Source organism: Paenibacillus sp. FSL W7-1287, from assembly GCF_038004245.1.
In the GTDB taxonomy this organism is placed as follows: Bacteria; Bacillota; Bacilli; order Paenibacillales; family Paenibacillaceae; genus Pristimantibacillus; species Pristimantibacillus camelliae.
Genome location: NZ_JBBORD010000001.1, coordinates 3,069,166 through 3,091,537, shown reverse-complemented (window position 1 = coordinate 3,091,537; position 22,372 = coordinate 3,069,166). Strand labels below are relative to the sequence as shown.

The 22,372-nt window shown below is 43.5% G+C and carries 20 protein-coding genes and 1 other annotated feature; of the genes, 18 read left to right on the top strand and 2 right to left on the bottom strand.

Annotated elements, in window-relative coordinates; all coding sequences use genetic code 11:
• Positions 1–87: 87 nt before the first annotated feature.
• From ruvC to yajC, 7 genes are read left to right on the top strand one after another with little or no spacing between them, the layout of a single operon-like run.
• Positions 88–591 (top strand): crossover junction endodeoxyribonuclease RuvC, encoded by a 504-nt coding sequence (gene ruvC / locus NSQ99_RS14055; RefSeq protein WP_251665889.1) that lies wholly within the window; start codon positions 88–90, stop codon positions 589–591.
• The gene (ruvA, locus tag NSQ99_RS14050; protein ID WP_251665887.1) at positions 588–1,220 is read left to right on the top strand and encodes a Holliday junction branch migration protein RuvA; all 633 of its coding nucleotides are present in this window, start codon (positions 588–590) and stop codon (positions 1,218–1,220) included. The genes ruvC and ruvA overlap by 4 nt, the downstream gene beginning before the upstream one ends.
• A gap of 20 nt (positions 1,221–1,240) precedes the next feature.
• Complete coding sequence (gene ruvB / locus NSQ99_RS14045; protein ID WP_251665885.1) at positions 1,241–2,245, top strand: Holliday junction branch migration DNA helicase RuvB; 1,005 nt, start codon at positions 1,241–1,243, stop codon at positions 2,243–2,245.
• A gap of 12 nt (positions 2,246–2,257) precedes the next feature.
• The gene (locus tag NSQ99_RS14040) at positions 2,258–4,363 is read left to right on the top strand and encodes a SpoIID/LytB domain-containing protein (protein WP_340837311.1); all 2,106 of its coding nucleotides are present in this window, start codon (positions 2,258–2,260) and stop codon (positions 4,361–4,363) included.
• Between the two features lie 7 nt (positions 4,364–4,370).
• Complete coding sequence (gene queA / locus NSQ99_RS14035) at positions 4,371–5,417, top strand: tRNA preQ1(34) S-adenosylmethionine ribosyltransferase-isomerase QueA (protein ID WP_340837309.1); 1,047 nt, start codon at positions 4,371–4,373, stop codon at positions 5,415–5,417.
• Positions 5,418–5,438: 21 nt separating this feature from the next.
• Positions 5,439–6,572: a tRNA guanosine(34) transglycosylase Tgt gene (tgt, locus tag NSQ99_RS14030; protein ID WP_340837308.1), complete on the top strand. Its 1,134-nt coding sequence runs from the start codon at positions 5,439–5,441 to the stop codon at positions 6,570–6,572.
• A gap of 21 nt (positions 6,573–6,593) precedes the next feature.
• Positions 6,594–6,902, top strand: coding sequence for a preprotein translocase subunit YajC (gene yajC / locus NSQ99_RS14025; protein WP_251665879.1), 309 nt, complete (start codon positions 6,594–6,596; stop codon positions 6,900–6,902).
• Positions 6,903–6,973: 71 nt separating this feature from the next.
• Here the strand turns inward: yajC and NSQ99_RS14020 are convergent, their stop codons facing one another.
• Entirely contained in the window at positions 6,974–7,354 is a 381-nt protein-coding gene (locus NSQ99_RS14020) for a TIGR04086 family membrane protein (protein WP_340837306.1), read from the bottom strand.
• Between the two features lie 178 nt (positions 7,355–7,532).
• Between NSQ99_RS14020 and NSQ99_RS14015 the strand changes: the two genes are divergently transcribed.
• Positions 7,533–8,291, top strand: coding sequence for a DUF421 domain-containing protein (locus NSQ99_RS14015; protein WP_340837305.1), 759 nt, complete (start codon positions 7,533–7,535; stop codon positions 8,289–8,291).
• Here the strand turns inward: NSQ99_RS14015 and spoVB are convergent.
• Positions 8,288–9,880, bottom strand: a complete 1,593-nt coding sequence (spoVB, locus tag NSQ99_RS14010) for a stage V sporulation protein B (RefSeq protein ID WP_340837303.1) — start codon at positions 9,878–9,880, stop codon at positions 8,288–8,290. The two genes, NSQ99_RS14015 and spoVB, sit on opposite strands and share 4 nt — an antisense overlap.
• A 154-nt stretch (positions 9,881–10,034) precedes the next feature.
• Between spoVB and NSQ99_RS14005 the strand changes: the two genes are divergently transcribed.
• From NSQ99_RS14005 to aspS, 10 genes are all read left to right on the top strand, one after another.
• Positions 10,035–10,274 carry a post-transcriptional regulator gene (locus NSQ99_RS14005; RefSeq protein WP_285855561.1) on the top strand — a complete coding sequence of 80 codons (240 nt, stop codon included), beginning with the start codon at positions 10,035–10,037 and terminating at the stop codon, positions 10,272–10,274.
• A gap of 86 nt (positions 10,275–10,360) precedes the next feature.
• Entirely contained in the window at positions 10,361–11,596 is a 1,236-nt protein-coding gene (gene secD / locus NSQ99_RS14000) for a protein translocase subunit SecD (protein ID WP_251665872.1), read from the top strand.
• The gene (secF, locus tag NSQ99_RS13995; protein WP_340837300.1) at positions 11,586–12,521 is read left to right on the top strand and encodes a protein translocase subunit SecF; all 936 of its coding nucleotides are present in this window, start codon (positions 11,586–11,588) and stop codon (positions 12,519–12,521) included. Before secD ends, secF begins: the two co-directional genes overlap by 11 nt.
• 194 nt (positions 12,522–12,715) lie before the next feature.
• Positions 12,716–13,108: a cation transporter dimerization domain-containing protein gene (locus NSQ99_RS13990; protein ID WP_340837299.1), complete on the top strand. Its 393-nt coding sequence runs from the start codon at positions 12,716–12,718 to the stop codon at positions 13,106–13,108.
• A gap of 36 nt (positions 13,109–13,144) precedes the next feature.
• Positions 13,145–15,148 (top strand): single-stranded-DNA-specific exonuclease RecJ, encoded by a 2,004-nt coding sequence (recJ, locus tag NSQ99_RS13985; RefSeq protein WP_251665868.1) that lies wholly within the window; start codon positions 13,145–13,147, stop codon positions 15,146–15,148.
• Positions 15,149–15,179: 31 nt separating this feature from the next.
• On the top strand, positions 15,180–15,692 hold the full coding sequence (locus NSQ99_RS13980; protein WP_251666351.1) for an adenine phosphoribosyltransferase: 513 nt from the start codon (positions 15,180–15,182) through the stop codon (positions 15,690–15,692).
• A 244-nt stretch (positions 15,693–15,936) separates the two neighbouring features.
• Positions 15,937–18,123: a RelA/SpoT family protein gene (locus NSQ99_RS13975; protein WP_251665867.1), complete on the top strand. Its 2,187-nt coding sequence runs from the start codon at positions 15,937–15,939 to the stop codon at positions 18,121–18,123.
• A 13-nt stretch (positions 18,124–18,136) separates the two neighbouring features.
• Positions 18,137–18,580, top strand: a complete 444-nt coding sequence (gene dtd / locus NSQ99_RS13970) for a D-aminoacyl-tRNA deacylase (protein WP_251665866.1) — start codon at positions 18,137–18,139, stop codon at positions 18,578–18,580.
• A 233-nt stretch (positions 18,581–18,813) separates the two neighbouring features.
• Positions 18,814–19,055 (top strand) — a binding site (T-box leader).
• Positions 19,056–19,255: 200 nt separating this feature from the next.
• The gene (hisS, locus tag NSQ99_RS13965; RefSeq protein ID WP_251665864.1) at positions 19,256–20,506 is read left to right on the top strand and encodes a histidine--tRNA ligase; all 1,251 of its coding nucleotides are present in this window, start codon (positions 19,256–19,258) and stop codon (positions 20,504–20,506) included.
• 54 nt (positions 20,507–20,560) lie between these two features.
• Positions 20,561–22,366 carry an aspartate--tRNA ligase gene (gene aspS, locus NSQ99_RS13960; RefSeq protein WP_251666350.1) on the top strand — a complete coding sequence of 602 codons (1,806 nt, stop codon included), beginning with the start codon at positions 20,561–20,563 and terminating at the stop codon, positions 22,364–22,366.
• Positions 22,367–22,372: the final 6 nt, after the last annotated feature.

Below are 22,372 nucleotides of genomic sequence, written 5' to 3'. Positions count from 1 at the left end.
ATAATGGTGGGTAGACGCTTAAAGAGCTTGTTTCTTTATGATCTTATAGCCTCTTAAGCAGTGAAAAGATTAGAGGTGAATGGATCAATGAGAGTGCTAGGAATCGATCCAGGCATTGCGATAGCTGGATTTGGATTCATTGATAAACAAGGACATAAGTTAACGCCTGTCCAATACGGAGCAATTACGACAGAAGCTCATACACCACCAGAACAACGTTTAATACAAATTTATGATTCTGCATGTGCACTTATGGAACGATATAAACCTGATGCTGTTGCCGTTGAAAAACTATTTTTTAATCGAAATGTTACGACGGCTTTTGCTGTAGGACAAGCAAGAGGAGTCATTATTCTTGCTGCCGCTCAGCGGGGGCTGCCTGTAGCTGAATATACACCTCTACAGGTGAAGCAAGCGGTCGTTGGATATGGAAATGCGGAAAAACGCCAAGTTCAGGAAATGGTTAAAATGTTTCTTAAGCTTAGCGCCATTCCAAAGCCAGATGATGTTGCTGATGCTTTAGCGGTTGCGATCTGTCATGCCCACTCGGCAGTGCTCACACAAAAAATTAATGAGGTGAAACCATCGTGATCGATTACTTGAAGGGTATTGTGACCTATGTTGAGCAAGATTACGCGGTAATAGAAGTTAAAGATATTGGTTACCGTGTATTTGCTCCGAATCCTTATGCGTTGCAGGCAGCACAGCAACCGATGATCGTACATATTCATTATCATGTGCGTGAAGATGCAATCTTATTATACGGATTTGAATCTAGAGAACAAAAAGCGCTATTTCGTAAATTGTTAGATGTTTCTGGCATAGGTCCTAAGGTTGCGCTAGGGATGCTATCTGCAGGTTCTCCTGAATCACTTGTTCAAGCGATTCAAATGGATAATCTAACTTATTTAACGAAGCTTCCAGGTATAGGTAAAAAAACTGCTCAACGTATTGTGCTTGATTTGAAGGATAAGCTTGGAGATCTTGGCTTTGATCAGTTTGGTTCAGGTACTGGGTTCTCATTACAATATGAGGATGCACCGCATGAAACGATACCAGAAGGCAAAGCGTGGATGGAAGCGAAGGAAGCGCTCAAGGCGCTTGGCTATACAGAAACGGAGCTTGATCAAGCGTGGCAGAAGCTTCAGCAAAGTGTTTCCTCTGACGACAGTGTGGATGTTTTGATGAAGAAGGCGCTGCAACAGCTATTTAAGGGATAACGGAAAGGAGCTCGAGCAGCATGGATGAACGGATAATTTCCGCAAATTTAATGATGGAAGAGCATGCGGCAGAACTAAGCTTGCGTCCTCGTTATTTGAACGAATACATCGGGCAAACAAAAGCAAAAGAAAACTTAATGATTTACATTGAAGCAGCTAAGCTGCGCAAGGAAGCACTGGACCATGTTCTGCTATATGGCCCTCCAGGACTTGGTAAAACGACATTGTCGAACATTATAGCGAACGAGCTTGGGGTGAATTTACGTACGACGTCAGGGCCAGCGATAGAGCGTCCTGGAGACCTTGCTGCGCTATTAACGAACCTGCAAGAAGGCGATGTATTATTTATCGATGAGATTCATCGCCTCCATCGTACAGTTGAAGAGGTGCTATATCCGGCTATGGAGGATTTTGCACTCGATATTATGATCGGAAAAGGTCCAAGCGCACGATCTGTACGGCTAGATTTACCTCCATTCACATTAATCGGGGCAACGACAAGAGCAGGGCTGCTGTCAGCTCCATTGCGTGATCGCTTTGGGGTCGTTAGCCGGCTAGAATTTTATACAGTTGATGAGCTTGCTTTTATCGTCTCAAGGGCAGCAGAAATATTAGACGTTGCGATTATCGGTGAAGCACCCTATGAAATTGCACTTCGATCTCGTGGGACTCCGCGTATTGCTAATCGTCTGCTTAAACGCGTTCGCGATTATGCGCAGGTACGGGGCGACGGCATCATTACAGAAGAGATTGCAAAGTCAGCGTTAGAGCTGCTTCAGGTCGATCCTAAGGGCTTGGACCATATCGATCATAAAATGCTGCATGCCATGGTGACAACCTTTTCCGGAAGGCCGGTAGGGCTGGATACCATTGCAGCTACGATCGGCGAGGAGCCACAAACGATTGAGGATGTTTACGAGCCGTATTTGATGCAGATTGGATTTTTGCAGCGAACACCTCGCGGGCGAATCGTAACGGAAGGTGCCTATCGACATTTAGGGCTACCATTTCCAGATCAAAAATAAGGATGTGATCATATGAACAAGCCATTTAGACGTGCAATGTCCACATTGCTTATCGTCATGGTTTTGCTCGCTGCTGGCACGTCACAGCTGGCACCGACAGCTCAAGCAGCGGTTCCAACGCTTGATAATATTCGGGTTGCGTTGTTTGTAAATCTACCAGGAAAATATACTAGTCTGACTAAGACTGCGACACTGAGCTCAAGCAGTGCGATGAATTTATCGGTAACAGCTTCTAAGCAAACGACGCAGTGGCTAAGCTTTCCTGAGAATGATCAGCTTAGACTCGCAATGAATGATTATAAAGTAAAGGTTTTTGAAGCTACTCAGTTTAATCAAGCGAAGCAGGTATACGATGCTGTTAAAGCAGCGGGAGGCTCACCGTTTCTAATTTCGCTTAGTAAAAAAAATACCGCTACCTATCAAGTATTAGAAGGTGGGTATAGTGCGCATAGTGAAGCGACTACTGCACTCAACAAATGGAAGGGTAATGCAACAATATCAAAGGCTGCAGGAACGAGTATGATCGTAGCAGGTCCTCACTCGCTTAGCAGTGGCAGCTATGCAACGAAATCCGAAGCACTCAAAGCAGCCGCAAGCTTTGGTGCACAGGGGCTAGATACAGCAGTCGGTATGAAGCTTAACAGCTCAGGTAAGCTGGAGTTTACCGTGCTCGTAGGCTTGGCAGGTACTGAAGCTGAGCTTGAGCTCGTAAAGACAGCTGCGTCAAAGGTGTCTAGCAAGCTAAGCACAGTAAAAGGTAACGAGGATATGCTTGTAATGCGTGTCGATCACAGTGTTGACGGCGCAGCGAATAGCTCCGATGAGCTCTACCTTTATAATCCTGGAATGGTTGTTTCCGTAAAAGCAGAAGCGAATGGTTATGTCTCTGTAGCCGAGCGGAGTGAGCGCAGCTATCGCGGAACGATCGAAGCGGGAGCACTCAACAATCAAATGTACATCGTTAATGAGCTGCCATTAGAGCAATATTTATATTCTGTTGTCGCTATTGAAATGTTCCCATCTTGGCCGATTGAAGCATTAAAGGCTCAAGCGGTGGCTGCTAGAACGTATGCACTGTACGGAGGGAATGGCTTTACGGTTGCCCATGTCGTCGATACAACGACAAGTCAAGCATATTATGGCGTACATTCAGAGCATCAGAATACAACTGCAGCAGTCGATGCTACTAAGGGCGAAGTGCTGATGTACAATGGAAGGCTGGTTGAAACGCTATTCAGCTCAAGTGCGGGTGGAAGAACCGCTGATGCGAAAGAGATATGGGGTAATGAAGTAGCTTACCTAAAATCTGTAGTAAGTCCCGATGCGATATCCGAGGCAGGACTACACAACTGGTATCGTGTCGTCCTGCCAAACGGCAAGGTAGGCTATATCCGTGAGGATCTTGTAAAGGATACAGGAATGAAGAATGCGGCGGGCAGGCCGATATTGCAATCCAATACGGATGGTACCAATATTCGCCGCAATGCATTAATTCAGAGCAATGTTTCACCAATCGAGGTCATTAACAGCGGCGTACAGCTTGTCGCACTTGAAAAAATTATACAATCTAATGCAATGACCTGGCGCAGAGGACCATATACAAGCGAGGAAATGCTAAAGGCGATAGGTGCAAGGCTATCGATTACGTCTCCGATTACAACGATGGAAGTTACGAAGAAGGGCCCATCGGGCAGAGCTACGGAGGTAAGCGTCAATGGTAAACCGCTAGCCGTAGCCAAGCCCGTTGATTTACGCGGTGTGCTTGGAGTAGACGGCACGCTTCAAAGCACGTATTTTTCCATTGAACAAACGGGACAGGTTGTCGTACTCGGTGCGAGCAGCAACAAAAGAACGAAGCAGGATGGCGCCTCTGGTTTGCAGGTGCTTGGTGCTAATGGTCAATCCTCTAAGGCTAGCTCTGACTACTTGTTTGTACTAGATGGAAAAGGCAATGTTCGGGCAGCGACAGCTGAAGCAGGCTTCCAGTTTGATGGTACGGGTAATGGTCACGGCGTAGGTCTATCCCAATATGGAGCCTACGGCTTAGCTAAGGAAGGGTATGACTATCAGTATATTCTGAAATACTATTATGCAGGATCAACAATTGCTAAGGACTGAGTAAACGATGAATGTAGATTTATTTGATTTTGAGCTTCCAGAGGAGCTTATAGCGCAAACACCTCTAGCGGAAAGAACGGCTTCAAGATTGCTCATGCTTAACAAGCAATCGGGAGCAATTGAGCACGGAGCGTTTATAGATTTATCGAGCAAGCTGCATGCGGGCGATGTCCTTGTGTTGAACGATACACGAGTTATTCCAGCAAGGCTGTTAGGAATGAAGCAGGATACTGGTGCGAAAATTGAGCTGCTGCTTTTAAAGCAGCTTGAGGATGATCGTTGGGAAGTATTGGCCAAGCCTGCAAAGCGGATGAAAATTGGTACAGTTGTAGATTTTGGCGACAACGGATCTGGCGAGCCGTTACTTCGGGCAACAGTAGAAGAGGAAGGGGAGATGGGAGCGCGAATCGTTCGATTTTCCTATGAAGGTATTTTTAACGAGCTGCTAGATCAGCTTGGAGAAATGCCGCTTCCTCCGTATATTAAAGAAAGACTAGATGAGAAGGAACGTTATCAAACTGTATATTCGAAGCATGAAGGCTCAGCTGCTGCGCCTACGGCAGGCTTGCATTTCACAGAAGCATTTTTGGCAGAGCTTGAGGCAAAAGGTGTGGAGCTGGCCTATATCACGCTGCATGTTGGCTTAGGTACGTTTCGCCCGATGTCCTCTGAAACGGTAGAAGAGCATGAGATGCATGCGGAATATTATGAGATTAGTGAAGAAACGGCAAAAATTTTGCAACGAGCTCGAGATGAAAAACGTAGAATAATAGCTGTGGGCACCACTTCAGCACGCACATTAGAAACGATTGGGCAGCGCTTTGGCGATGAACCACTTCAATCATGCAATGGCTGGACGTCGATTTTTATTTATCCAGGCTATACCTTCCAGCTTGTTAGTGGACTGCTGACAAACTTTCATCTTCCCAAGTCAACGCTAGTTATGCTTGTCAGCGCACTTGCTGGCCGTGAGCATATTATGCAGGCTTATGAAGAAGCTATTGGGAAGAAGTATCGATTCTTCAGCTTTGGAGATGCAATGTTTATATATTAAAAGATAGGACGAGTGAACAACTTGGCGATAAAATACGAATTTATTAAACAATGTAAGCAATCAGGGGCACGTCTTGGTAGAGTCCATACTCCACACGGCATCATTGAAACACCAACTTTCATGCCAGTAGGAACACAAGCTACGGTGAAAACAATGAGCCCTGAGGAGCTTAAATCGATGGATGCACAAATCATCCTCAGCAATACGTATCATTTGTTTTTGCGACCAGGGCATGAAATTGTAAAAAAGGCAGGCGGCTTGCATAAGTTTATGAATTGGGATCGTCCAATTCTAACTGACAGTGGCGGCTTTCAAGTGTTTAGCTTAAGCGATCGTCGTAAAATTACCGAAGAAGGCGTACAATTCAGCTCGCATTTAAGTGGCGAAAAATTGTTCTTAAGCCCTGAGAAAGCTATGGAAATTCAAAATGCACTTGGACCTGACATTATGATGGCTTTCGATGAATGTCCACCATACCCTGCGACCTATGAGTATGTAAAACAATCGACAGAGCGTACATCACGCTGGGCTGAGCGTTGTCTAGCGTCGCACCAGCGTAAACATGATCAAGCATTGTTCGCAATTGTACAGGGCGGCATGTATGAGGATCTTCGTGTACAGAGCGCAAAAGATTTGACTTCCATGGATTTCCCGGGTTATGCTATAGGTGGACTAAGTGTCGGAGAACCTAAGCATCTGATGTATGAGGTGCTTGATTATACAGTTCCACATTTACCTACGGATAAGCCTCGTTACCTCATGGGTGTAGGATCACCTGATGCGTTAATCGAAGGCTCAATACGTGGTATCGATATGTTCGACTGTGTTCTGCCTACTCGTATTGCACGAAATGGGACAACGATGACAAGCGAAGGAAGACTCGTTGTTCGTAATGCCAAATTCGCTGAGGATTTCGGATCATTAGATCCTAATTGCGATTGCTATACTTGTAAGAATTACTCTAGAGCATATATTCGTCACCTACTTAAAGCAGATGAAACGTTTGGCATTCGTCTAACGACCTATCATAATCTGCATTTTCTCGTGAATTTAATGAAAAACGTGCGTGAAGCCATTATGAACGATAGCTTGCTTGATTTTAGAGATCAATTCTTTGAACAATATGGCTTGCACGATAATGATAAAGGATTCTAACGTTGAAAGGGGTGATAACAAATGTCAATCTATCTAGCTGATGCAACGCAAACACAAAGTATTTGGGGATTATTACTTCCTTTCGTGCTTATGTTTGTTGTATTTTACTTCCTACTTATTCGTCCTCAACAAAAGAAGCAAAAGCAGCGTACTCAAATGCTACATCAATTGAAAAAGGGCGATAAGATCGTAACGATCGGTGGCCTTCATGGAACAATCGTTGAGCTTACTGATGATACTGCTGTTGTTCGTGTAAACGATACAGTTAAGCTTACGTTTGACCGCAGTGCGATCAGCACTGTATCTCAATCTGCACCATCTGCGGAATAGGCTACATAGCTTTTATAGCAATGAAAATGTCCCAATAGCGACACGGATTCATGTCGTCTATTGGGACATTTTTATTTACGCAAATTAACACCAATCATACCGCCGAAAGCTCCTGCTGCCAGCACAGATAACAGTAATGTAAAGCTGTGAAGGCTGAGTGATACGTCTGTTGCGAGGAAGCTTACAATGATAATTATAAGTCCATACAAAATTCCTAAGCTGCTGCCATAATACCAACCTTTAGAGCTAGCTCGCTTACCCGCACTAAAGCCTCCAACAAAAGAAGCTAAGCTATGTACAATAAAAGCCATCATCCCCAGATTGCTTTCCTTCACTGATGTAAAATGCAGTAACAATGAGAGCAGCAGTGCACCGGCGGCGAGCCAAATTAGCGCGAATGTAATTCCTGCCAGAAGTGGCATCGTCATTAGCTTGCGAGTACCTGTATTCATGATAACCCTCCTTAAAGTATTATAATTTACCTTATGGTCAACCCTCTGGAATTAGTACAAGTTGTCATTACAATATTTCTTTTTGTTAATTCCCATATAATACGTGACTCTAATCTGTATGAACCGTTACTCATGCGGTCACAATACCTCATACGTTAGTTAGAGAGGAAGTAGGTTCATGGATTGGATTGGATTATCATGGCGAACGTTATTAATGTACGTCATCGTATTCATTGTGCTGCGCCTCATGGGCAAACGTGAAATAGGGAAGCTGTCCGTATTTGATCTTGTAATTTCTGTTATGATTAGTGACTTAGCCGTCATCGTGATCGAAGATCCGGATAGTGAGTATACACATGGACTAATCCCTATCGCGATATTGTTAGTGGTTCAGTTCATTACTGCATTTATGTCCTTAAAGAGCCGCAAGCTACGTTTATTTCTTGATGGTAAGCCGTCAGTAATTATGGCTCAAGGACAGATTTATAAGGATGAGCTGAAGAAGCAACGATATAATTTGGATGATCTGATGACTCAATTACGTGAACAAGGGGTTGCTTCCATTGATGATGTTGAGTTCGCAATATTAGAAACGAGCGGAAAACTATCTGTTATTCCTAAGCCTAGTCAGCAGCAGGGAGATGCTAATGCTGAGCAAGCTAGTGATCAGAATGAACAGAATAAAGAACAGCAGGCACATCAACCAGCAACAAACGAGAATACCATACCACAAGGCTTCCGCTATGAGACCTTGCCGATACCACTCATCATGGACGGTAAAGTACAAGACAATAACCTTGAGAAGCTACAGAAAACAAGATTTTGGCTTAAAAATGTTATTCAAGAAAAAGGTGCTACACAGTTCAAAGAGGTGCTGCTCTGTACGATTGATCATAAAAATCGCATCTACATTGATATTGAGAAAAAGGATCATTAATGCGCGTTAAACCATTTACCAACATAAGGGATACGTGTTAAATCATCTCGATCTATAATTTTCATTAAAAACATAAAATATACGTAAATAATCATCGTCGTTGCACATGCAATCAGCAGACTAAGCCATTCTGGTTGAGCTGACAGCAGCGACTTTACATAATGTGCAAACGCCCCTGCGATAACAATCGCTGCTCCTACCTTTACAAAATCAAGGATATTCATTTGAAAGCCGACAAATCGCTTTACGCTAAACGCATGAAGGACGGTAACGAGTACAGTATTAACTGCAATCGCAATCAGCGCTCCAAGAATACCAAGTGCCGGATTGGATGCAAGGATAATGATCAGGCTGATTTTAACCACGGCACCAATAAAGGTGTTTCCTAATGCTACACCAGGCTTCTCTAACGCTTGCAGCGTCGCCTGCAGCGGAGCCTGAAGATAAATAAATATACCGATAGGAGCTATTAGCTGAAGCATAGGAGCATATTCTCTATGCGCATAGAGCAGCTCACAGATCGGCTCGGCAAACAAAAACATAATAATGGTAAACGGTGCTCCTGCTACGAGTGAGATACGCATCGATTGATGAAGACGTTTATGAATGAGACTGTTTTGTTTTTGTGCAGCTGCCTCGGATAAGGACGGTACAAGTGATACAGCTAAGGAATAGGTCAATGCTGTTGGCAGCAGAATAAGTGGCATAATCATACCCTGCAAAGCACCATACTGCGCGGTAGCTAAGCTTGTAATAATGCCAGCAGCTGCAAGGCTTCTCGCTGTAAAGATGGATTCTAACAAATAGCTGACTGAGCCTACAAGTCTGCTGCCTGTTACAGGAATAGATAGGGAAAGCAGCTTGCGAAGTATCGACGAATCCTTTGCTTCTATGGTCTTTGTTCTTTCCGTCTTTACTTCCACAGAAGTCGTATTCACTAATGCGGAGAGCTTGCGTTTGCGCTCTCGGTAATAGCAGAACAGCATCGTAAGTAATGAAGCCACTTCACCAATAACGACTCCAATCATTGCACCAGCTGCTCCCCATTGCAAACCGTAAGGCAAAAGCATATACGAGAGCACTAAAGAGAAAATAATGCGAATGATCGTTTCGATCGTCTGTGAAACTGCACTTGGAATCATATTCTGCTTACCTTGGAAGTAACCTCGATAAACTGCACTAACACCAATAATAACGAGTAGTGGTGTCATCACTAAAAAGGACTGATAAACTCGCGGCTCAGGTATAATGTACTTAATGATAAGCGGTGCAAAAAAAAGCATAAAGCTTGTTAGCGCAAGGGCAATCGATACACTTAGCACCATAGCTGTCCTGAAAATTCGTTTCACTCTGGCCGTGTCACCGACTGACTCTGCTTCTGCAATCCATTTTGCGATAGCTAAAGGGATGCCGCCTGTAATGAAGGTTAATAAAACAATAAGAAACGGATAGCTAAGCTGATAAATCCCAACTCCTTCAGCACCGATAATACGTGGCAATGTAATTCTTGGAATAAAACCTAAGATTCGATTTATAATTCCTGCCAGCAATAAAATCATGGCACCCTTAATAAAGCTTTGCTTTGTCATTACTTACACCTCTCTTAATAAGCCTGTACATTTCATCCTATGCTTGTCATCCTCCATTCCATGTCAAAATTGATAAGCATCAGCAGGAAATATGTTATAATTAGCGAATATATAGGTTGAGCTATGCTCCCTAAGCTTAGAGGAGGTGAAGCGATTGACCAGCATCGAGTGGGATTCAGTCATTGAAGAGCTTTGCAACAGTAAGGCGGAGGAATTTAGGCTGATTGGATATGATCATGTTGAGGCATCCGAGATATGGCGCTGCGTCAGTGCGAAGTATGCTAAGCAGGGCAAGCCGGAGCTCCATCAATTAGTGAGTGATATATTGTCTTTGAAACCAACACAATTTATGAATTTTCTCATGCTAAGTGCATATAAGGGAGACTCTTTCTAATTGTCGGAAGGAGTTTCTTTTTTTGACGTGAAATTACTCGATCTGTATAATGGGAATATTGAGATTTTAAGGGGGATAACTAAAGTATGGTAATGAAAAGATTGCTAGCCTTTTCCGTTGTGGTTGTAGTACTGTTTGGCGCAATCATATGGACAAGCCCTTCAATACTAAAAGAAGTAAAATTAGGATTGGATCTTAAGGGTGGCTTTGAAGTGCTGTATGAAGCCTCACCTTATGATGAAGGTGGAGTAGTAACACCAGAAAGTCTAAAGCAAACAGCAAAAGCATTAGAAAAACGGATTGATGAATCTGGTGTAGCTGAGCCAGAGATTTTACCAGAAGGATCGAATCGTATTCGTGTACGCTTACCTGGCGTAGAGAATGAAGAAGAAATTCGCGAGATGCTTGCTAAGCCTATTAACTTAACGTTTAGAGCACCAGACGGAACGATTATGCTTGATGGAAGAGACTTTAAGGAAAATAGTGCGGGTGTAGCTTATGATAACTTTAATCGCCCTATTGTTACGATTGAATTAAAGGATGGTAATAAGTTATATGATGTGACCAGTGCATTGGTAGGACAAAAATTAGCGATTTATTTGGATGAGGAAATGATATCTGATCCTGTCGTTAATTATCCAATTTCTGGAACATCCGCACAAATATCTCTAGGTGACGCAAAGGTTGCAGAAGCTGAATATTTGCGTGATCTCATTAATATGGGCTCATTGCCGCTTAAGTTGACGGAGAAATATACGCAAAGTGTTGGGGCGAAGCTAGGTCTTGACTCCATGAAGGATACGGTAACTGCAGGCGTAATTGGCTCAGTTATTGTACTAGTATTCATGATGCTAGTGTTCCGTATCCCAGGCTTTGTTGCATCGATTTCTATTATTACTTACGCTTGGCTCCTAATTCTCGTTCATAACTGGCTTAATGCCACTCTGACATTGCCAGGTATTGCTGCTTTTGTTCTTGGTGTCGGGATGTCTGTGGATGCGAACATTATTACGGCAGAACGAATTAAAGAAGAAATTCGCAGCGGAAAGAGCATGATTTCAAGCTTGAAGGCAGGCTCCAAAAACTCATTCCGTACTATTATGGACGCCAACATTACAAGTATTATTGCAAGTATTGCACTATATGTCATCGGAGACGGTGCAATTAAAGGCTTTGCACTTACGATGATCTTCAGTATTATTGTCAGCGTCATAACTAATATTTATTTATCACGCTTCCTGCTGTCTATGCTCGTACAGAGTAATGCTTTTATGAAGCCAAAATTTTACGGCGTAAAGGAGGAAGATGTTCGTGCGCTTTGATACAAAAATACGCTATGACTTTGTGAAAAATCGTAAGAAGTTTTTTACCTTTTCTATTGCGCTTACGATAATTGGAATATTGTCACTACTGATTTTCCAGCTTAATCTCGGTATTGACTTTAAATCAGGAACGACAATGGACACCGTGACAGAGCAACCGGTTAAGCAGCAAGAAGTAATCTCCGTACTCGATGAACTTGGCTACAGTGAAGTGCCAACGGTAGGCGGCACGAACAATGATCGTATCTCTGTACGATTTGGGGATGAGCTTACCAATGAACAAACTAGAGAAATTCAAACGGCTTTCAAAGCTTCATTCGGAGAAGGGGCTTCATTCGAGGTTAACGTCGTTTCTGCGGAATTAGCTCGTGAGCTGGCTGTGAAAACGATTTGGGCGATTCTCGCTGCTTCGATACTCATTATGCTATATGTGATGGTTCGCTTCGAATGGCGTTTTGCAGTTTCTGCGAATATAGCGATTCTATACGACTGCTTTGTCGTTGTAGCACTATTTTCGATTTTCAGGCTTGAAGTTGATCTACCGTTTATAGCAGCTGTATTAACGACGCTTGGTTATTCGATTAATGATAAAATCGTTATTTTTGACCGTATTCGTGAAAATCTACGATTTAATCCAACGAGAAATGAGAAGCAACTTACTGAGCTTGTTAATGCGAGTATCTGGCAAACGATGGCACGTAACCTTTACACTGTATTAACTGTATTTATCGTGACTCTATTTATCTTCTTGTTCGGAAGTGAGTCCATCCGATTGTTCTCACTAGCTATGCTGATTGGTCTTATTAGCGGTGCATATTCTACTCTTTGTATTGCAAGCCCATTATGGTTTGAATTTAAAAAGAGAGAGAAAAAGAAAAAAACGACAGGCGGTAACGCTAGACCTACCGATCAACCTATCGTCTAAGCTTGAAGCTATACAACGTAAAATAAATAAAAACTGGCTATGGTCACGTATGAATAACCATAGCCAGTTTTTTGTGACGAGAACATCGTCATGATTGACTTTGAATATTGCAGTTTTTTTTCGAGGCTATGCTATAATAAGTTATTGTAACGTTCATAACGATTGAATCGGCATTATATGTTTAGGAGGCTATTATGTCTACTGATGTTGACAAGGGAAAGGGTCTGCTGCAGCGTCTTATTCAACGTGTCTTTAATAAGCAAATCGGTCCAAATGAACAAGGACGCTTAGAGAACAGTGAAGACATTAAAAACGTTGTGCTGCGCATGATGGGTGTTATTGCAGTTGAATCATGCGAAGCTCGAGAGCAGGGTCACTATGTGATAGCTACGTTAACGATTAATGTTAACCCGAAAATAACAGTACAGGAAGGGTATGAAATTGCACAGCGAGTTCGCTGGCTGCTGATGCATCGCTTCACTCATTTAAGTGATGCTGTCATTCATGTGAAGCCTTTCACGCCTGAATATCCTTACAAAAACAATGAATCTAGCTCCTCGGAGGAGATTTCTACAATATTACAATAGCTGCAACTTGGTGGTGAAATAGAAAGGGCTGTCGATATGGTAAACCGAAGAAATCGCTGGCAGCTTGCATCATGGTCTGACGAATTTGAGCAATTAGCCAAACGATTAAGCAAACAGCTTAGCATTCCGACTCTCGTGACGAAGCTTCTTATTCAGAGAGGCTACCGTGATGAAGCAAGCATTGAAGCATTCCTATACGGAACAACAGCGTCATTGCATGATCCGTTTCAGCTAGCGGATATGGAAAAAGCGGTGAAGCGTATTATGCTGGCACTAGAGCGAAATGAGAAAGTAAGAATTTATGGAGATTATGATGCGGATGGTGTATCAAGCACAACGTTGCTTTGCTACACCTTTGATCGGTTAGGTCTACAATATGATTACTATATTCCACATCGAATGTTAGAAGGCTATGGAATGAACCGCGCAGCGATTGATAAGGCTAAGCAAGAAGGTGTGGAATTAATTGTAACGGTCGATACTGGTATTAGTGCTTATGATGAAGTAAATTATGCCGCATCTCTAGGGATTGATGTTGTTGTGACTGACCATCATGAGCCGCCAGAACAGCTGCCGCAAGCCTATGCCGTAGTCAATCCTAAGCAGGAGCATTGTCCGTATCCTTTTAAAGGCCTTGCAGGTGTAGGTGTAGCCTTTAAGCTGGCAACTGCATTACTTGATAAGCCGCCAATGGAATGGAGCGGTGTCGTCGCTTTAGGCACCATCGCAGATTTGATGCCGTTAGAGGATGAAAATCGAATTCTTGTTTCTTATGGACTTGCAGAGCTGCGCAAGGGTGAGCATATAGGGTTTAATGCTCTCGCAGAAGCAAGCGGAGCACAGATAGAGGAGCTAACGGCTACTAAGGTAGGCTTTGGTCTTGCGCCTAGAATCAATGCTGCAGGACGACTCGATCACGCGAGTATCGCTGTTCAGCTTCTTACGTCTATGGATAAGAAGAAGGCTGAACAAATTGCTGCTCAGCTTGATGCCTTGAACAAAGAGCGACAGGAAATTGTTGAGGAAATGGTCGTCGAAGCAGAAGAGCAATGGCAAAGAAAAAAACAATTAGCGTTAGAGCATAATGAGCAGGAGCCTAGTGTTATCGTGGTTGCACAGACAGGCTGGAATGTAGGTGTAATCGGTATCGTCGCATCTAAGCTGCTTGAACGTTATTATAAGCCAGTGCTCGTGTTCGGAATTGATGGGGAGACAAAAACAGCAAAAGGCTCTGCGCGTTCGATTGAAGGTTTCGATTTGCACGCAGCGTTAAGCGAGTGTGAAGAGCTATTGCTACATTACGGCGGTCATCAGGCTGCGGCAGGGATGACTGTGGCGGTTGAAGCGTTAGAGCAGCTAGAGCAGAAGCTAAGCGGGTTAGCAAACCAGTGGCTGTCAGAGGAGGATTGGATTCCAAAGCTGACGATTGACTTATCATGTAAGCTGTCCGATGTCACACTAGATACAATCTCGCAGCTATCCTTGCTTGAGCCTTTCGGCATGAGTAACCCTTCTCCTCGTGTGCTCATTAAAGGTGCAGCAATTAGTGAGCGAAAGGCGATAGGCAAAGAAGGAAAGCATCTTAAGCTACAGCTAAAGGATCACGGAAGCAGCCTCGATGTTATTGGTTTTGGTAAGGGCGAGTACGAACGACTTCTTCATCCGTATGATCGCGTTGAAGTGGTTGGCGAGCTTAATATAAATGAGTGGAATTCGATACGAAAACCACAATTGCAATTATATGATCTTCATGTCGAAAAAGATCGATTAAAAGTATTCCCTTCGCGAGAACAATTTGGTATTATTTATCAGTACATTCGTAAACAGGGCTCCATGCACCAAAGTGAACTAGTCAAGCAATTGTGCAAGATTAGTGGACTAGGGCAAGCAGAAATCGAATTAATCATTGATGTATTCGAAGAACTAAACTTTATCGTTCGTAAAGCTTCTCATATAACAGCTGTCTCAAAACCACAAAAGCGAGAGCTGACGAGCTCTACACGGTACCATCTAGCATGGCAAGATTTTGAAGCGAATTAAGAAAGGATTGAATCTGTTGACATATTCAACTATAAATTTTAAAGACTACATCCGTGTTATCGAGGATTTCCCAACTCCTGGTATTTCCTTCAAAGATATTACGACGCTACTGCAGGATGGGCAAGCTTATAAGGCAGCCATTCATGCGCTGCGTAACAAAGTGGAGCATTACAATATTGACGTTATTGCAGGACCAGAGGCTCGCGGATTTGTCATCGGCGCACCGCTTGCTCTAGAGCTCGGCGTCGGATTTGTTCCTGTAAGAAAGAGCGGGAAGCTGCCAAGTGAAACGATTAGCGCTAGCTATTCACTTGAATACGGTACGGATCAGCTTGCTATGCACAAGGACGCTATTAAACCTGGCCAACGGGTTCTAATTGCTGATGATTTGTTGGCAACTGGCGGTACGATTGCTACCGTTGTAGATCTTGTGAAGCAATTAGGTGGAGAGGTTGTCGGTGCGGCTTTTCTCATTGAGCTTGAAGAGCTGCAAGGAAGAAAGAAATTTGAAGGCATTGAGGTTCAATCACTTGTAACATACTAGCACCGGCAAAGGGTAGACCGATTAAAGCCTGTACTTTGAAATATTCATTGTACAGGCTTTCGCGGTCTGTTTTTTTACCACATTGACACCATTAAGCTAATACATTCATTAAATATAACAAGTCTCGATAGTGGATTTCTCAATCGAGCGTTGACGTAGGATGCTCGTAGAAGGCATAATAATGAGATAATAACTTTTGAGCTCGGAGAACGAGGAATGTCTAGCTTGGAAAGGGAAAACGATCATGGGCATTGAACAATTAATTGATAAAGCATCCGTTTATATGAAAGAGCAAGATCTCATGCTTATTAGAGAAGCCTATGATTTTGCTGAACAAGCTCATAAAGGACAGGTACGAAAATCAGGTGAGCCTTATATTCTTCATCCGCTTGCCGTAGCTGATATTGTACTTGATATGCACTTGGATGTGCTATCTATCGTTACTGCGCTGCTGCATGATGTGGTTGAGGATACAAAGGTAGATTTGCAAACCATTCGTGAGAAGTTTGGCGAAACGTGTGCCATGCTTGTTGATGGTTTGACGAAGCTGGAAAAGATTCGTTTCCAGTCACGTGAAGAGCAACAAAACGAAAACTACCGTAAAATGTTTGTAGCAATGGCTCAGGATATTCGTGTCATTATTATTAAGCTAGCTGACCGCTTGCATAATATGCGAACATTAAAATACCAATCAGAGGAGTCACAGCGACGTATCGCTTACGAAACGCTGGAGATTTTCTGTCCCATTGCGCACCGTCTAGGTATTTCTGCGATCAAATGGGAAATGGAAGATATTGCTCTTCGTTATCTTAATCCACAGCAATACTATCGAATTGCTAATTTAATGAAGAAAAAACGGGCTGAGCGAGAGGCGTTTATTGATGATGTAATTAATATGATTCGCGAGAAGCTTGCTGAAATGGGTATCGAGGGTGATATCTCGGGCCGACCAAAGCACTTGTATAGCGTTTATCAAAAAATGACAACTCGAAACAAACAGTTCAGCGAAATCTATGACTTATTAGCGATTCGCGTAATCGTGGATAATATTAAAGATTGCTATGCAACATTAGGGATTATCCATACACTTTGGAAGCCAATGCCAGGACGGTTCAAGGACTATATTGCGATGCCAAAGCCTAATATGTACCAGAGCTTGCACACTACAGTGATCGGGCCGAATGGCGAGCCGACAGAGGTGCAGATTCGTACGTGGGAAATGCACCGCACGAGCGAATACGGGATTGCTGCACACTGGGCTTACAAGGAAGGTAATCTCGTCCCAGATGGGACCTTTGGTGACAAAATGACGTGGTTCCGTGAAATTTTGGAGCTGCAGCAGGAAACGAAGGATGCGGCAGAATTTATGGAGTCATTGAAGATGGACTTCTTCTCTGACTTAGTGTTTGTATTTACGCCTAGCGGTGAGGTGATCGAACTTCCTGCTGGATCTGTGCCACTCGATTTCGCGTACCGCATTCATACGGAGGTTGGTAATCGCACGATTGGTGCAAAGGTGAATGGTAGAATTGTACCTCTAGATCATAAGCTGAAAACAGGCGATATAGTAGAAATATTAACATCGAAGCATTCTTATGGTCCAAGCTCGGATTGGTTGAAGATCGCTCAATCCTCTCATGCGAGAAGTAAAATTAAGCAATGGTTTAAGAAAGAGAAACGAGAAGAAAATGTTGCGAAGGGCAAGGATCTTATAGAACGAGAGCTTAAGAGACTTGGCTTAGAGCCGTATGTTTGGATGACAGACGAGAAGATGCAGGAGGCTGCAACTAAATTCACCTTCAATGATATCGAAGATATGCTCGCTGCTATTGGCTTCCAGGGGATAACAGCAGCTCAAATCGTTACGAAGCTGACGGAAAAGCTACGCCGTGAGCAAGAGGAAGCGAGTCAAATTGAGCTGACGAACGAAGTAACAGCAATTAAGAGCAGCTCGGCACCGAAGCATAGTAAAAATAACAATAACGGTATTCGAGTGAAGGGCGTAGATAATTTACTTGTTCGATTTGCACGATGCTGTAACCCTGTTCCAGGAGATTTAATCATCGGCTACATTACGCGTGGTCGTGGTGTTTCAGTTCATCGCATGGATTGTCAGAATATTCCGTTTGGTACCGATCATGAAGAGGTGGATCGTGTTATTGAAGTGGAATGGGTGGAATCGATAAGCGCGAATTATAGCGTCGATATTGAGGTTACAGGCAGTGATCGCCGTGGACTGTTGAATGAAGTACTGCAAGCAGTGTCTGAGACAAAAACCAATATCAGTGCAGTGTCTGGACGTACCGCCAAAAACAAAATGGCGATCATTCATATGACAGTGCTTATTAACAATACGGAACATTTGACGAGCGTAGTAGAAAAGATAAAGCGTATTAAAGATATATATTCCGTTCAGCGCATTATGCAGTAGAGGAGTTTTATTAGTGAGAGTTGTTGTACAACGAAGCAAGGCAGCTAGTGTTACGGTTGAGGGTAATGTGGTTGGCAGCATTGACCACGGACTTGTTTTGCTTGTAGGCATTACACATACTGACAGTGAGAAGGATCTTACGTGGATGGCGGACAAGCTTGCAGGCTTGCGGATTTTCGAGGATGAAGCAGGCAAGATGAACCTTGATATTACGCAAGTTGGCGGTGCGATATTATCCGTCTCGCAATTCACATTATATGGGGATTGTCGTAAAGGTCGCCGGCCTAACTTTATGCAAGCGGCAAGACCAGAGCAAGCAGAACTGCTCTACAATCAGTTTAATGAACTGCTGCGTGCAAAAGGTCTTGTTGTGGAAACTGGTCAGTTTGGAGCAATGATGGATGTGCAGCTAACAAATGATGGACCGGTTACGCTAATTATTGATAGCTTAGAATGAAGGCGCGTGAGCGTTTTCTTTTTTGTAATCTAATTGTAATATTACGATAATATGCTATTAATATGACACGCCTATAATAATAGTCGACCCCCTTTTTTAATAATATATTATTAATAGCCTGTGGAGATGCCGCAGGTTTTTTTCTGTCTATTTTTCGAGATTGGCTTGTTTGCTCAATAACTTGACTTTCCATTACACGAGAAGTAAAATAGGTTATCAGATACAAGTGAATAGTTTATTTGATGATGGGAAGAAGTAACTCAGCTACCGATGTTACCAGAGAAAGATGCCTTAGGCTGCAAGCATCTAACAGCGATTGAGTGAATAACATCCTTGAGAACATAAAATGAACGGCATCGAATGATGTGCCATTAGTTTTATGCGCGTTACGGGCGATATACGTATCGAGCGAATGATGGTTATACATAATTCGGAATGTGGGTGGTACCACGGGAGATACACTCTCGTCCCTTTTGATTAAGATCAAAAGAGGCGGGAGTTTTTTTGTTGTTTAAGCCCGTCTAATTGCTAAGCTGAACAATTGCTTTCGAATTAAACTTTTCTTGCAGAGAAGTTGCTCTTAGTAGTTGAAAAGTTTTGCTTATGCTTACGATGTAACTTTACTTTCAGTGAAGTTAATCAATGAAGTTAGTAAAGTTTTTAGGAGGTTATGTTATGTCTTTCCAAAGGTCTCCTGGTACGCAGGATATTTTGCCAGGCATGGTGGAAAAGTGGCAATATGTTGAGTCAAAGGCTCGCGAGATTTGCCGTCGCTACAATTTTAGAGAAATTCGAACGCCGATGTTTGAATCAACAGAGCTATTTCATCGTGGAGTCGGTGAGACGACTGATATTGTAGAGAAAGAAACGTATAATTTCATCGATCGCGGTGACCGTAAGCTGACACTTAGACCAGAAGGCACTGCTGGAGTTATGCGTGCCTATGTGGAAAACAAGCTGTATGGCGAACCAGACGTGTCTAAGCTGTACTATATTGGCTCAATGTTCCGCTATGAGCGTGCGCAGGCCGGAAGATATCGTCAGTTTAATCAGTTTGGTGTAGAAGCTGTTGGGTCTGTTGATCCAGCACTTGATGCTGAGGTCATTGCACTAGGCTATACGTTTTACACAGAGGTTGGTCTTAAAGGCGTACGTGTAGAAATTAACTCTGTTGGGACAACCGAGGTTCGTGCAGCGTTCCGCAGCAAGCTGCTAAGCTTTTTAGAGCCGAAGCGTGAGCTGCTATGCAAGGATTGCCAAAGTCGTATCGATCGCAATCCATTGCGCGTGCTTGATTGTAAAGTAGATCAGCACCACTTTACAGATGCTCCTTCCATACTTGATAGCTTGGATGAAGAGTGCGAGCAGCATTTTAATAAAGTGAAGCAGCACTTAACTGATATGGGCATTCCGTTTGAGATTAATCACCGACTTGTTCGCGGCTTGGATTACTACACGCACACAGCGTTCGAATTTAAAGCTGAAGGCATTGGTGCAATTGACACTGTAGGCGGTGGTGGTCGCTATAACGGTCTAGTCGCTGATATCGGTGGACCAGATCAGCCAGGGGTCGGCTTTGGACTAGGCTTGGAGCGTACAATTATGCTGTTAGAGCATCAAGCGACTGAGCTGCCAGATCTAACTTCACTTGATGTATATCTCATTGCACTTGGTGAGGCTGCAGATCGCGAAATTACAAAGCTTGTCTATGAGCTTCGCTCTGCTGGAATTCGAGCGGAACGAGATTATCAGGGACGCAAGATGAAGGCACAAATGAAATCAGCTGATCGCATGCAAGCAAAATATACAGCTATTTTAGGTGATGACGAGCTTGCAAACGGAGAAATCACGCTGAAGGAAATGGCTACTGGTGAGCAGCGTACTGTGAAGCTGCAAGAGGTTGCAGCAGCTATTCATGTTAAGTAGTGACTGAATCCATAAATTAATGAGAATAAGAAAGAGGGACTTCAAATGACGACGATGTTGAGAAACACAAACTGTGGGACACTATCTCTTGCAGATGTAGGTAAAGAAGTAACACTGAATGGCTGGGTACAACGACGCCGTGACCTTGGCGGCGTATTGTTTATCGATCTACGCGACCGCACAGGTATTGTACAGATCGTATTTAACCCTGATTTTTCTGGCCAAGCGCTTGAAATTGCAGACCGTGCACGTAATGAATATGTGTTGGCAGTTAAAGGTACAGTTGTTGAGCGTGATCCAGAAACATTTAACGACAACCTGTTCACAGGAAAAATAGAAGTGCGTGTGACAGAAATCGAGATTATGAACAGTGCTAAAACGCCTCCGTTCGCAATCGAGGATGGTGTTGATGTTGACGAGTCTATTCGTCTAAAATACCGTTACTTGGATCTTCGTCGTCCGGAAATGCACAAAACGCTATTGCTTCGCTCAAAAGCGGCTAAAATTTTCCGCGATTTCCTAGATGGTGAAGGCTTTATCGACGTAGAAACACCAATTTTGACAAAGAGCACACCTGAAGGCGCTCGTGATTATCTCGTTCCTTCACGTGTTCATGAAGGTGAATTTTTCGCACTACCGCAATCACCACAAATCTTCAAGCAATTGCTCATGGTTGGTGGAGTTGAGCGCTATTATCAAATCGCTCGCTGCTTCCGTGACGAGGATCTACGTGCTGACCGTCAGCCAGAATTTACACAAGTCGATATCGAGACTTCTTTCTTGTCTCAGGATCAATTGCTAGGCATGATGGAGCAGCTTATGGCTAAGCTTCTTCGTGAAACTGTTGGTGTAGAGCTTCAGCTTCCGTTCCAACGTATCACGTACAAAGACGCGATGAACAAGTACGGCTCTGACAAGCCAGATCTTCGCTTCGGTCTTGAAATTGAAGATATTACGGATATCGTAGCTTCAAGCGATGTTAAAGTGTTCGCAACGGTTGCTTCTAAGGGTGGCGTCGTTAAAGCGCTAAATGCGAAGGGCTGTGCGAACTGGAGCCGTAAAGAGCTTGATGATCTTCAGCCGTTTGCAGCACGCTATGGCGGTAAAGGTCTTGCATGGATTCAAGTTAAGGATGGCGAGTGGAGAGGTCCAATCGTTAAGTTCTTGAAGGAAGAGGAAATCGCAGCGTTGACTGAGCGTCTGAATGTTGAAGAAGGCGACCTGCTTACATTCTCTGCTGATAAGCCAAAAGTCGTTGCAGACGTGCTTGGTAACCTACGCTTGAAGCTTGGCAAGGATCTAAACCTTATTAATGAATCTGAATTCAAATTCGCTTGGGTCGTTGACTTCCCATTGCTAGGCTATGATGAAGAAGCGAAACGCTATGTAGCAGAGCATCATCCGTTCACTCGTCCTAACGAGGATGACATTGCTTACTTTGATACAGATCCAGGCCAAATTCGTGCACAAGCGTATGACTTAGTGTTAAATGGCTACGAAGTTGGCGGCGGATCGATGCGTATCTATAAACGTGATGTACAGGAAAAAATGTTTAAGGCACTAGGCTTTACAATGGAAGAAGCACATGAGAAATTCGGCTTCCTACTTGATGCCTTCGATTACGGTACACCTCCACATGGTGGTATTGCATTCGGCTTTGACCGTCTAGTTATGCTGCTTGCAGGTCGTACAAACCTTCGTGAGACGATTGCGTTCCCTAAAACAGCTAGCGCAACGGATCTGCTATGTGATGCTCCATCCGAGGTTGAGCTATCTCAGCTTGAACAGCTTCATATTCGCACAGTTGTAAAACCGAAGCCTGTTGCAGCACAAGCTGTAGAAGCGAATCAGGAACAATAATAACTG